General features: G+C 68.6%; 11 protein-coding genes. 7 read left to right on the top strand and 4 right to left on the bottom strand.

Annotation, left to right across the window (positions count from 1 at the left end):
- Nucleotides 1–133 precede the first annotated feature (133 nt).
- From OG230_RS15850 to OG230_RS15830, 5 genes are all read left to right on the top strand, one after another.
- On the top strand, nucleotides 134–727 hold the full coding sequence (locus tag OG230_RS15850) for a hypothetical protein (RefSeq protein WP_328911418.1): 594 nt from the start codon (nucleotides 134–136) through the stop codon (nucleotides 725–727).
- Nucleotides 728–795: 68 nt separating this feature from the next.
- Nucleotides 796–975: a hypothetical protein gene (locus OG230_RS15845; RefSeq protein WP_328910862.1), complete on the top strand. Its 180-nt coding sequence runs from the start codon at nucleotides 796–798 to the stop codon at nucleotides 973–975.
- Between the two features lie 104 nt (nucleotides 976–1,079).
- Nucleotides 1,080–1,514 (top strand): BlaI/MecI/CopY family transcriptional regulator, encoded by a 435-nt coding sequence (locus OG230_RS15840; RefSeq protein ID WP_328910861.1) that lies wholly within the window; start codon nucleotides 1,080–1,082, stop codon nucleotides 1,512–1,514.
- A gap of 9 nt (nucleotides 1,515–1,523) precedes the next feature.
- Entirely contained in the window at nucleotides 1,524–2,093 is a 570-nt protein-coding gene (locus tag OG230_RS15835; protein WP_328910860.1) for an amino-acid N-acetyltransferase, read from the top strand.
- Nucleotides 2,094–2,237: 144 nt separating this feature from the next.
- Nucleotides 2,238–2,573 (top strand): histone-like nucleoid-structuring protein Lsr2, encoded by a 336-nt coding sequence (locus OG230_RS15830; RefSeq protein WP_328910859.1) that lies wholly within the window; start codon nucleotides 2,238–2,240, stop codon nucleotides 2,571–2,573.
- On the opposite strand, the gene OG230_RS15825 is transcribed toward OG230_RS15830, so the two are convergent.
- On the bottom strand, nucleotides 2,552–3,136 hold the full coding sequence (locus tag OG230_RS15825; RefSeq protein ID WP_328910858.1) for an SCO3374 family protein: 585 nt from the start codon (nucleotides 3,134–3,136) through the stop codon (nucleotides 2,552–2,554). The genes OG230_RS15830 and OG230_RS15825 overlap by 22 nt on opposite strands.
- A gap of 429 nt (nucleotides 3,137–3,565) precedes the next feature.
- On the opposite strand from OG230_RS15825, the gene OG230_RS15820 reads away from it, so the two are divergent.
- A complete protein-coding gene (locus OG230_RS15820) occupies nucleotides 3,566–6,097 on the top strand; it encodes an ATP-dependent Clp protease ATP-binding subunit (protein WP_328910857.1) in 2,532 nt (843 codons plus the stop codon).
- An 84-nt stretch (nucleotides 6,098–6,181) separates the two neighbouring features.
- On the opposite strand, the gene OG230_RS15815 is transcribed toward OG230_RS15820, so the two are convergent.
- The gene (locus tag OG230_RS15815) at nucleotides 6,182–9,421 is read right to left on the bottom strand and encodes an NACHT domain-containing protein (protein ID WP_328910856.1); all 3,240 of its coding nucleotides are present in this window, start codon (nucleotides 9,419–9,421) and stop codon (nucleotides 6,182–6,184) included.
- Entirely contained in the window at nucleotides 9,418–9,795 is a 378-nt protein-coding gene (locus OG230_RS15810) for a trypco2 family protein (RefSeq protein WP_328910855.1), read from the bottom strand. The genes OG230_RS15815 and OG230_RS15810 overlap by 4 nt, the downstream gene beginning before the upstream one ends.
- 454 nt (nucleotides 9,796–10,249) lie before the next feature.
- On the opposite strand from OG230_RS15810, the gene OG230_RS15805 reads away from it, so the two are divergent.
- Nucleotides 10,250–10,975, top strand: coding sequence for a M23 family metallopeptidase (locus OG230_RS15805; RefSeq protein WP_328910854.1), 726 nt, complete (start codon nucleotides 10,250–10,252; stop codon nucleotides 10,973–10,975).
- 7 nt (nucleotides 10,976–10,982) lie between these two features.
- On the opposite strand, the gene OG230_RS15800 is transcribed toward OG230_RS15805, so the two are convergent.
- Complete coding sequence (locus tag OG230_RS15800) at nucleotides 10,983–11,567, bottom strand: TetR/AcrR family transcriptional regulator (protein WP_328911417.1); 585 nt, start codon at nucleotides 11,565–11,567, stop codon at nucleotides 10,983–10,985.
- Between the last annotated feature and the right edge of the window lie 112 nt (nucleotides 11,568–11,679).

The following is an 11,679-nucleotide window of genomic DNA, read 5'->3' as shown; positions in this document are numbered from 1 at the left end:
GCGGCGCAACCTGCGGGAACGGCCCCGGCGGCGCGTCAGAAGACGCCGCGCCGCCGACGGCCAGTTAAGCGGATTTTGTCCATTTAGCACGTATTGTCGCGTTATGCCCACGCCCTACGGATCACGCGGCGGCATGGCGTTCAGCGCGGACGAGCTGCGTGTGCTCCGACGCGTTCTCGCCATCGCCCTCCACCCCACGCCCTTGCCCGAAGAGGATGTCCAGGACTGCCTGCGGCTCGCGGGGGCCGTGGACGAGGCGGTCGGCGAGGCCGGTCGGCTGCGCGCGTTCCTGCTCGCCGATCTCGCCCGCTACCGCAACGCCCTCCCCGGCTCCGTCTCCGGCTATCTGGAGCTCCTCCAGGACGCCGTGGCCGCCGGATACGACCCCCGCCCCGACGATCTGGCCGCGCTGCGCGCACTGCGCGGGAAACCGCTCGCGGCGGCGCTCCTGGAGCGCTGCCAGGTGCTCGCGGAGCGCTCGGTCCGCGCCCGCCTCGCCGGCCGCGCGGTCCCCGTGACGGCCCCCGCTCCCCGCAGCCGCCTGCTCGCCCTGCCGGGCGGCCTCGCCGCCGCCAAGGAGCCCGACCGCCCCAAGGCCCCGCCGGCGCCGGCCCGCCCGCCTGCCCCCGCGGAGCGCCCCGGCGACCGCCCCATGCCGAAGCCCTCCGAGGTCTTCCCGCCCCGCCGCCGCCCCGTGGCCCCGTCGGAGGAACGCGCCGCGGGCTGACCGGTTCGCCGCGCCCTCCCCGGGAGGGCGCGGACTCCGGCGGCACGGGGCTCGCTACTCTGGACGGCATGGACTACGTATCCGCGCTTCTGCCCCCCGTGGTGATGGCCGCCTTCTTCATCGGTCTCGTCGTGACGATCGTCAAGAGTCAGGGCGGTCCGAACAAGACCAAGGAGGACGCGGCCGTGGACGCCGCGATCTCCCGCGCGGAGTCGGTCCAGCAGAATCCGCGGGCCGAAGGCGTCTGAACCCAGGACCCGAGAAGGGCGTACGGCTCGTGAGTGACGAGCTGTACGCCCTTTTGCTGTGTAAATAACAGTCCATTCCAGACATCTAGCACTAAGGTGACGCTGTGCCTCGCCAATTGGGAGAGCTGGAAGACGCCGTGATGACACGGGTCTGGCAATGGAACCGTCCGGTCACCGTGCGGGAAGTTCTTGAGGACCTTCAGCAGGAACGGTCCATCGCGTACACGACCGTCATGACGGTAATGGACAATCTCCATCAGAAGGGCTGGGTACGCAGGGAAGTAGACGGCCGCGCATATCGATATACGGCGGTCTCGACCCGTGCCGCGTACTCGGCCGCACTGATGAACGAAGCCTGGTCCCGCAGTGACAACCCCGCCGCCGCTCTTGTCGCCTTCTTCGGCATGATGTCGGCCGAACAGCGCGAGGCTCTCCAGGACGCCATGCGTATGGTTCTGCCCACCTTCCCCGAACCGCCCGCAAGTCCGGCCGGTGAGACAACCCCGGCCGATGACGCGGAGCCGGAGACCGGGCGATAGCGTCTGGGCATGTCCTCAGAGCTGCCGCAAACCCAGCCGGATACCGAGTTTCATACCGACCCGTCGGTAAATAGCCCCGCCATCACCGTCCGCCGCGCCAGGACCACCGATGTGACATCGGTCCGCGCCCTCCTTGACGGGTACGTCTCCGAGGGCATCCTGCTCGACAAAGCAACGGTGACGCTTTACGAGGACATCCAGGAGTTCTGGGTCGCGGAACGCGACGAGGACGCCCGCGTCATCGGCTGCGGCGCACTCCATGTGATGTGGGAAGACCTCGCCGAAGTGCGCACTCTTGCCGTCGATCACAGCATCAAGGGCGCGGGAGTGGGGCACCGAGTACTGGACAAGCTCTTGCAGACCGCGCGCTGGCTGGGGGTACGACGGGTTTTCTGTCTCACCTTCGAAGTGGACTTCTTCGCGAAGCACGGCTTCGTCGAGATCGGAGAGACACCGGTCGACACCGATGTCTACAGTGAGCTGCTGCGTTCCTATGACGAGGGTGTCGCGGAGTTCCTCGGTCTCGAACGAGTGAAGCCGAACACCTTGGGCAACAGCCGGATGCTTCTGCACCTGTGATCGGCAGAAGCCGCCGGAGCCCTATGTCCGAATCGCGCATGTTTCCCGCGTTCTTGCACTCCTGAACCTCTCCCAGGGGTTTGTGTTTTCCGGGGAAAAGCGGTTTCCTTTCCGCGTACTACATTTTCGATGAAAGGAAATCCAGTGGCACAGAAGGTTCAGGTCCTTCTTGTCGATGACCTCGACGGTGGCGAGGCGGACGAGACAGTGACGTTCGCTCTTGACGGCAAGACGTACGAGATCGACCTCACCACGACCAACGCGGACAAGCTCCGTGGTCTTCTTGAGCCGTACACCAAGGGTGGCCGTCGTACCGGTGGCCGCGCGGCGACCGGTCGTGGCAAGGGCCGCACCGTTGTCGGTGGCAACAAGGACACTGCCGAGATCCGTAAGTGGGCTCGCGAGAACGGTCACAATGTCAATGACCGTGGTCGTGTTCCCGCGGAGATCCGTGAGGCTTACGAGAAGGCCAACGGCTGAGCTGCCGGCCTATCGGTCAGCAGCCCGGTCCGGGCACGCGTCAGTCGCGCCCGGTGGCATTCCGTCGCGGCGACATCCACCAGCCGTGCGAGATCGGGAACATCCCCACCCCTGTTCCCGAGTCCGACGAGGGCCGGGAGCATAGGCTCGACCTCATGCCTCGGCTCGGGGGGCCGCAGCCAGAGCGCGGCCCCCGGCGAGCCCGACGTCCAGCCGGGCGGTGCCGGGGCGGTGATCCGTCCGCCGGCGCCTACGGCGGTCAGATCCAGGGCGATTCCGCCCCACTCCAGCCAGTCGAGCAGTCCCGGCAGTTCATCGGAGCTTCCCGCGGCCACCAGCAGCCGCATCCGCTGCCCGTCGACTGCCACAGGACCCGTACGCCCCAGCCTTCGCAGCGCGGCGTGACCGGCGTCGGCAGGCAGCTCCAGCACGTCGAAGCGCAGCCCGGTGAGCAGCCGCACCGGTGGGCCCTCGGCCGTGGCCCAGCCCAGCTCGCGCCCGTACCAGCGCGCCCAGTCGTCGGCGTCGGGCGACGAGCGGGGAGGCGGGACGGTGAGGGCCATGCCCGATGAACCGTCGAACCACCTCCGGGGTTACGCAGAGTCCTCGACCGATTGCCCGGAGTGGCCCCTTCGGGGGCGTACGGACGCATCCGGGAGCGGAAAGATGTTCGCCCGTAGCTGAGGGAACCGGCGCGCGCCGCATGGACTGTCAGTAGTTGCGGGTAAGACATCCCTAGTGGGAAGGGGCGACACGCAGGTCGATACGTCTCACGTTCGCCATCGGCGTACTGGCGAAAGGGGTATCTGCCTGGCCTGCGGGAACATCGTCTCGCACCATCGGGTTGGAGCAGTTGTCGGCGTTCGGGGCAGGAGGCCAAGAACGGGTGTCGGCAGTTGGAATGAGCGGTCCCCGCTTGCGGGACTAAGCTGCGGAAGGACAGGGAGGGGACCGACCCCTTACTGCCTGACCGCTCTGAGGAGCGATTAACGATGTTCGAGAGGTTCACCGACCGCGCGCGGCGGGTTGTCGTCCTGGCTCAGGAAGAAGCCCGGATGCTCAACCACAACTACATCGGCACCGAGCACATCCTCCTGGGCCTGATCCACGAGGGTGAGGGTGTCGCCGCTAAGGCCCTGGAGAGCCTCGGGATTTCGCTCGAGGCGGTCCGCCAGCAGGTGGAGGAGATCATCGGTCAGGGCCAGCAGGCCCCGTCCGGGCACATCCCCTTCACTCCCCGAGCCAAGAAGGTCCTGGAGCTCTCGCTCCGCGAGGCCCTTCAGCTGGGCCACAACTACATCGGCACCGAGCACATCCTGCTCGGCCTGATCCGCGAGGGCGAGGGCGTCGCAGCCCAGGTCCTCGTGAAGCTGGGCGCCGACCTGAACCGGGTGCGGCAGCAGGTCATCCAGCTGCTCTCCGGGTACTCGGGAGGCAAGGAGGCGGCCACAGCAGGCGGCCCCGCGGAGGGCACGCCCTCCACGTCCCTGGTGCTCGACCAGTTCGGCCGGAATCTCACCCAGGCCGCTCGTGAATCCAAGCTCGACCCGGTCATCGGGCGCGAGAAGGAGATCGAGCGGGTCATGCAGGTGCTGTCCCGCCGTACCAAGAACAACCCGGTTCTCATCGGCGAGCCCGGCGTCGGCAAGACGGCGGTCGTCGAGGGCCTGGCACAGGCCATCGTCAAGGGCGAGGTGCCCGAGACCCTCAAGGACAAGCACCTCTACACGCTCGACCTCGGCGCCCTGGTCGCGGGTTCCCGCTACCGCGGTGACTTCGAGGAGCGCCTGAAGAAGGTCCTCAAGGAGATCCGCACCCGCGGCGACATCATCCTGTTCATCGACGAGCTCCACACCCTGGTGGGTGCGGGCGCCGCCGAGGGCGCGATCGACGCCGCGAGCATCCTCAAGCCCATGCTGGCGCGAGGCGAGCTCCAGACCATCGGTGCCACGACGCTCGACGAGTACCGCAAGCACCTGGAGAAGGACGCCGCTCTCGAGCGACGCTTCCAGCCCATCCAGGTCGCGGAGCCGTCGCTGCCGCACACCATCGAGATCCTCAAGGGCCTCCGCGACCGTTACGAGGCCCACCACCGGGTCTCCATCACGGACGAGGCGCTGGTCCAGGCCGCGACGCTGGCCGACCGGTACATCTCGGACCGCTTCCTGCCGGACAAGGCGATCGACCTGATCGACGAGGCCGGCTCCCGGATGCGCATCCGCCGGATGACCGCGCCGCCGGACCTCCGCGAGTTCGACGAGAAGATCGCGGGTGTCCGCCGCGACAAGGAGTCGGCGATCGACTCCCAGGACTTCGAGAAGGCGGCGTCTCTCCGCGACAAGGAGAAGCAGCTGCTGGCGGCGAAGACCAAGCGGGAGAAGGAGTGGAAGGCCGGCGACATGGACGTCGTCGCCGAGGTCGACGGCGAGCTCATCGCCGAAGTCCTGGCCACGGCCACCGGCATCCCGGTCTTCAAGCTGACGGAGGAGGAGTCCTCCCGTCTGCTGCGTATGGAAGACGAGCTCCACAAGCGCGTCATCGGCCAGAAGGACGCCATCAAGGCCCTCTCGCAGGCGATCCGCCGTACGCGAGCCGGTCTGAAGGACCCGAAGCGCCCCGGTGGCTCGTTCATCTTCGCCGGTCCGTCCGGTGTCGGTAAGACGGAGCTCTCCAAGACGCTCGCCGAATTCCTCTTCGGCGACGAGGACGCACTGATCTCCCTCGATATGTCGGAGTTCAGTGAGAAGCACACGGTTTCCCGCCTCTTCGGTTCGCCCCCCGGTTACGTGGGTTACGAAGAGGGCGGACAGCTCACCGAGAAGGTGCGCCGCAAGCCGTTCTCCGTCGTCCTCTTCGACGAGGTCGAGAAGGCCCACCCCGATATCTTCAATTCCCTGCTCCAGATTCTGGAAGACGGTCGCCTGACCGACTCCCAGGGCCGGGTCGTGGACTTCAAGAACACGGTCATCATCATGACGACCAACCTCGGGACCCGGGACATCTCCAAGGGCTTCAACCTGGGCTTCGCCGCCCAGGGCGACGTCAAGACGAACTACGAGCGGATGAAGGTCAAGGTCAACGAAGAGCTCAAGCAGCACTTCAGGCCCGAGTTCCTCAACCGCGTCGACGACACGGTCGTCTTCCACCAGCTGACCGAGGAAGACATCATCCAGATCGTCGACCTCATGGTCGCCAAGGTGGACGAGCGTCTCAAGGACCGCGACATGGGCATCGAGCTCAGTGCCGAGGCCAAGGCGCTCCTGGCGAAGAAGGGTTACGACCCCGTGATGGGCGCCCGGCCGCTGCGCCGGACGATCCAGCGCGAGATCGAGGACATCCTCTCCGAGAAGATCCTCTTCGGTGAGCTGCGTCCCGGTCACATCGTGGTCGTCGGCACGGAGGGCGAGGGCGAGGAGAAGAAGTTCTCGTTCCGCGGCGAGGAGAAGTCGGCACTGCCCGACGTTCCTCCGATCGAGCAGGCGGCAGGCGGCGCCGGCCCGAACATGACGAAGGACGCCTCGTAGCGTCGTAGTCAGCAGGTACGAAGGGGCTGCCCCGGACCGTTCACGGTTCCGGGGCAGCCCCTTTTTCCGTGGGCGGCCCGGGGCTCAGAGCGTGAGGTCGATGCCTTCGGTGCCGACGATCTCCGAGTACGCGTCGTCGACGGTCACCCGGCAGCCGGGCAGGGCCCGGAGCGGGCTCAGATCGAGGGGCTCCGGCCTTCTCGCACCGAGTCGTACCCGCAGGGAGGACAGGGCCGGAAACGTCCTGACGATCGCCTCGACTTCGCTGCTGTGCAGGGAATGGAAGCCCAGGCCGGTGATGTGGGGGAGGGCCTCGCCCATGAGGAGCTGATTCAAGGCGGGCGTGGAGAGGTCGAGGTCGGTGATGCCGGGACTGGCTCGCAGGGCGGCGGAGAGGCCGGTGGAAGGGAAACCGGTGTGGAGCCCGAGCGAGGTCAGGCCCGTCCAGGCTTCGAGGCCCTCCATGGCGAAGGGCCGGTCGGGCCAGATCCGCAGCGCGGGTACCCGCGGATGCGCGGGGAGGTCGCCGAGACGGTCCGCCGACGTGGGCGACAGGGTCAGCGAGCGCAGTTCGGTGAGCGAGCTCAGTGCCTCCAGTGCCCGGCCGGGGAGGAACCGGGTGTCCAGAGTCAGGCGGCGGAGCGCTGCAAGCCCGGCCAGGGACGCCAGGGAGGCGATCCGGGGGCAGCCCTTGACCGTGAGGTCGGTGAGCCGTTTCCCGCAGATGCCGAGGAAGGCCAGATCGGTCAGCTCGGGGTTGGACGTGATGAGCAGATGTACCGGGCTGACCCCCCGCAGGGACGCCTGGAGGTCGGCATCCGTGAAGGGGCCGAGCAGCTCGACGAAGGCCAGGCTGGGCGCGTGGTGCAGTGCGGCCAGGTGGTCGGCCGTGGAGACCGTGACCGCGGGGTAGCGCGGATCGATCCGGTCCAGGACCTCTCTCGCGTACAGCTCCGTGGGGTAGCAGGACCAGGTGCGTGCGAAGACGGGGTTGGTGGAGGGGTGCGTCTCGGCCCACTTCCGCGCGTACGGGACGGCTTCGGCGCCGCCGATCGCGCTGATCAGCCGGGCGACGTCGAAGGGGGTGTCCGAGTCCTCCGGGAGGTCGGCGGGTGCGGGCAGGAGGCCCAGAGCCGCGGTTTCGAGCCGGGCCAGGACCGCCACGTCCTCGAAGGTGCGGGGCGGGAAGAGGTCCGCGGTGTGCCGGCGGACCCGCTCCCGGACGGCTCCGTCGAGCCAGGCCGCGTGCTGTTCGCAGAGGGCCGCCAGGACATGGAGTTCCGTACGCGCGAGGGAGCCCTCGGGCACGGCCAGCCCGGCGTCGAGCAAGCCGTTGACCAGGAAAGGGAGTTCGCGCCGCCCGCAGTGCCCGGCCGCCAGCAGGATCACGTCCTGCCACTGCTCCTCCGCGGCGTGCCGCAGCAGCTCGTTCAGATGGTCGTCCTCGATCAACTCCTTCGCGGCGAGGAAGTCCTGGAAGGTGCGGTGGGCGAACTGGTAGGTGTCGTCGGCGCGTTCCTGGAGGAGGCCGCTGCGGTTCAGGAGGTGCGTCAGGATCTCCTCGGCGGTGCCCTGGACGCGTACCCGTTCCATGCCGGACAGGGCACGGTCCAGCTGCCGCAGGGCCTGGGCGCGGGAGAATTCCGACTGGCCCTCGCGGACCAGCCAGACCGCGATGCGCTGGAGCAGCTGGGTCTGTTCCTCGACGTCCATCGTGATGCCCTCGGGGGCGTCGATCCTGCGGCGTTTGTCGCGGTTGCCCAGCAGCATGTCGAGGGCGGAGCGGTACAGCTTCCAGCGGGTTTCCGGCAGGAATCCCTGGCGCCGGCGGTGCAGGGCGCAGATCACCGCGCAGAGCAGGGGGGTGCGGGCGAGGTCGAGCAGGGCGGTGTTCTGGGTGAAACGGTGCGTGAGGTCCTGTTCCAGCTCGCCCAGGTGCTCGTGGTCGTCACTGTCCAGCCGTGCGGCTCTGTGCCACGCACCCACAAAGGACCGGATGTCCTCATTCCGCATCGGGAGGAGCCGTAACTCCTCGAAGTCCTGCGACCGCAGCCAGTCCGGTTCGACGGCCAGGGGGCGTACGGTCGCCACGCACCGGGTGCCCGGGTAGCGCTCCAGCAGCCGGGACAGCCAGTCGTGCGCCTCGTCGCGGTCCTCCCGCGGGACCTCGTCCAGGCCGTCGACCAGCAGCAGTGCCCGGCCGGATTCCAGGACCCGGCCCGCCCAGCCCTCCGGGGGCTCGTCGACGACCAGCCGGGCCGCTGCGGGCAGCCCGGCGGGCCCGGGGAAGGTGCCGCCCCGGGCGCGCAGGGTGCGCAGCGGGACGACGAACGGCACCAGGCCGTTGAGGGCGTCCAAGCGGTCGGGGAGGGTGCGGGCCGCGGCGTGCGCAGCCAGCCACCAGATCAGGGTGGTCTTTCCGGCGCCCGCGTTGCCCCGCAGCAGGACCCGGGGGCGGTCGGAGAGCAGGGCGTCGATGCGCTGCGGCACCGGAGGTGGCCGGTGCTCCGCGCCGTCGTCGGGAGGCTGGGCCTCCAGGCTCAGGTACGCGGTGTCCAGGTCCCACTCGGTCTCGTTCCTGTTCAGCTCGTCGAGGCCGAAGACCTTCGTGCGCCGGTAGGCGGCGCCGACCGAGGCCGCGTAGTCCGCCTCGTACTGCTGGTCCCTCGGGTGGTGGCCGTGGACCTTCTCGTACCTCAGCGGCCTGCCGGTGGCCTGCTCGTACAGGAGCTGCACCGGGCGGGCGGCGGCGAGCAGGGGGAGCGCGACGCACTCCACCCGTCCGCCGCCGCGCTGCCGGGGGATCTGGCGGGCGATGCCGAGCAGGACGCTCCCCGCGAAGACGGGGCCGCCGGACAGGCCCCGGAGCGCGGGGGCGCCGTGGCCGTCGGTGGCGGGGGGCGGGCCGTCGAGTTCGCAGACCATCAGGCTGCGCACCCGGCCCGCCATGGGCAGGACCGTGGCCGTGTACTGGTCGGCCTCCAGATGCCCTCCGGAGCCGTACCGCTGGATGTCCGGGAAGCCGGTGATCTCGCAGTCCCGGAGCGCCTGGCCGCTGTCGAGGGCGCCCAGCCGTACCGGCGGGACGGGCAGCACCGGCTCCGCGGTGAGGAGGAGGGCGGCGTCCAGGTCGTGGTCGATCCAGCTGACCGCGGCGTCCCGGTGCTCCGCCAGGCCGGGGTGCGCCACACGACCGCGGCTGCCGCCCTTGACCACATGGGCGCAGGTCAGCACCAGCCGGTCGGTGAGCAGCACACCGCTGCCCTGTACGGAGCCTGCGCCGAGCACGACGACCGTGCGGTCCCCGGGCCGTACGTCTCTCACGGCCGGCCCGGTCCGCGGCCGCGGCCCCGCCCGAAGTGCTCCGTGCTGCCGCCGTCCTCGTGCCCGATCTCCCAGGCCGCTCCGGTCACGGCGTTGCGGGGGGTGAGCGTGAACGCGACCTTGTGCGTGTGCGCCGTCGCCCGCGAGGCGTCGGCGCCCGCCTCCACCACCCATGCCTTGACCTTCGTGCCGCCCTTGGCCTCCTTGCGCAGCTCCAGCGTGAACTCCATGTGGATGTCACCGACCTCGAAGGAGACGGGGCGGCCGGTGGCGCGGGTGGCCGCGTCGATGAGCTGGTTGCGGATGGACTCGACGGCGTCGGCGAGCTCGATGCCGTCCGGGCCGCGGGTGTCGTCGGTGTCGTCGCCGGCCATCGTGTCCCCCCAGGAGCTCGCCGTTCCCCGTCAGCGTAGTCAGGTTGCAGGCCGAAGGTCCCGAATCGGAAGGTCTTTGGTCCCACCGGCGGTGACAAGGCGCACAGCCCTTCTGGGGCCTACTAGCCGGGTTAGGAGTAGTGGCCATGATCGCCGGAGGGACCTTCGGCCCGGTAGGGGTGGGGCCATTCGGTGAAACGGGATGATGTGCCCGGAAGGCCGCCCTGTGTCCGTTTAGGACCGTTTCGAACTGGGCCTAAACGCGATCCGGAACATTGAATTCCAGCGGTTCGGAGGCCCTGTCGCCGGGACCGTCGGCAGCGAATTCCTGCGGCTCCTTCTACGGCTTTTCTTCGTAGATGGGGGGTTTGAGCATTGGCCGGGACCCGGGTTACCAAGGTGGAGCACGTCCGGCAGAGCGCCGGGTTCACTCACCACCGGAGGACTTCCCCGTATGTCGAAGCGCGTTACGTTCCAGCAGTCCGCCCGCCCGTCCCTGTCCCGAGTCCGTGGCACCGTGGTCGCCGCTTCCGTGGGTGCATCGATGGTGCTCGGTGCGGGCGCGGCGTTCGCGGCCTCCGGTACGGCGAGCACCACCGGTACCGCGGCTCTCGCGGGCACCGTTACCGCCCAGTCCGTCGCCAAGCAGGCGCAGTCGCAGAGCAAGGCGGCCACGTCCGCGAAGCAGGCGGCGGCCGAGAAGTCGGCGAAGGCGAAGCAGGCGGCGAAGAAGAAGGCCGCCGCCGCGAAGAAGAAGGCTTCCTCCTGGGAAGCCCCGGTCGAGAAGTACACGCTGAGCGCCACCTACGGCACCGGCGGCTCCCGCTGGGCCCACAAGCACTCCGGCCAGGACTTCGCCGTCCCGATCGGCACCAAGGTCGAGGCCGCGCACGCCGGCACCGTCGTCAAGGCGGGCCCGAACGGCGGCGGCGACGGCCCCGCGTACGGCAACGCCATCGTGATCAAGCACTCCAACGGCAAGTACTCGCAGTACGCGCACCTGTCGAAGATCAACGTGAAGATCGGCCAGACCGTGAAGACCGGCCAGAAGATCGCCCTGTCCGGCAACACCGGAAACTCCAGCGGCCCGCACCTTCACTTCGAGATCCGGACCACCCCGAACTACGGTTCCGCGCTGAACCCGGTCTCGTTCCTGCGCTCCGTCAACGTCTCCATCTGACGTTGCCCTATGCGGTGTGACCCGGGTCGTGTGCCCGGGTGACCAGTTCGACGGCGACTTCGAGGACAGCCTTGCGCTTCTCCTCGGGGTCGCCGTCGATGTCTTTCAGGGCGAACATGCCGGCGTGCATCGTGAAGAGCGCGCTGATGCAGCGCACCTGGTCGGTGAGGGACGCCTCGGGGTCCTTGATCAGGTCGACCAGGGCTATGACCCGGCCCTTGATCGTCTCGCCGATGCTCAGATCGCGTACGGTCGCCTGGTTCTCCTGCATGAAGCGGAAGAGCGGGGCGGCGCCGGCGAGCGCGTCGCTGTAGCGGACCAGGATCTCCTTCTTCGTCTCCAGGGTGCGCGGCTGCTCCTTGCCCCAGACGATCAGCTCTTCGACGGGCCGGTTGAGGTCCTCGAAGATGCTGTTGAGGATGTCTTCCTTGGTTTTGAAGTGGTAGTACAGGGCCGCCTTGGTGACATCGAGCTGCTCGGCGATCTCGCGGAGCGAGGTCTTCTCGTACCCCTGCTCGGCGAAGAGCCTCAGGGCCACGTCCTGAATGCGCTGGCGCGTGTTTCCGCGCCGTGGCTGCGACGTGCTGCCCATGCTCATGGTGCTCTCCCCAAAACTTACTTGACGCCCGGCTAGTTACGGGTCTACCTTCCCCAGTGTAGTCAGCTAGCCGGGCGGCAAGTAAGTCCCTCGGTGGGCCGGGGAA

The sequence above is a fragment of the Streptomyces sp. NBC_00234 genome (assembly GCF_036195325.1).
Classification (GTDB): Bacteria; Actinomycetota; Actinomycetes; order Streptomycetales; family Streptomycetaceae; genus Streptomyces.
This window is presented reverse-complemented; position numbering and strand designations above follow the sequence as displayed.

Bases quoted from the DNA above. Each gene is read 5' to 3' on its own strand.
- OG230_RS15850 (WP_328911418.1), top strand. From the start codon at position 134: ATGGCGTTCAGCGCGGACGAGCTGCGTGTGCTCCGACGCGTTCTCGCC.
- OG230_RS15845 (WP_328910862.1), top strand. From the start codon at position 796: ATGGACTACGTATCCGCGCTTCTGCCCCCCGTGGTGATGGCCGCCTTC.
- OG230_RS15835 (WP_328910860.1), top strand. From the start codon at position 1,524: ATGTCCTCAGAGCTGCCGCAAACCCAGCCGGATACCGAGTTTCATACC.
- OG230_RS15825 (WP_328910858.1), bottom strand. From the start codon at position 3,136: ATGGCCCTCACCGTCCCGCCTCCCCGCTCGTCGCCCGACGCCGACGAC.
- OG230_RS15820 (WP_328910857.1), top strand. From the start codon at position 3,566: ATGTTCGAGAGGTTCACCGACCGCGCGCGGCGGGTTGTCGTCCTGGCT.
- OG230_RS15810 (WP_328910855.1), bottom strand. From the start codon at position 9,795: ATGGCCGGCGACGACACCGACGACACCCGCGGCCCGGACGGCATCGAG.
- OG230_RS15805 (WP_328910854.1), top strand. From the start codon at position 10,250: ATGTCGAAGCGCGTTACGTTCCAGCAGTCCGCCCGCCCGTCCCTGTCC.
- OG230_RS15800 (WP_328911417.1), bottom strand. From the start codon at position 11,567: ATGGGCAGCACGTCGCAGCCACGGCGCGGAAACACGCGCCAGCGCATT.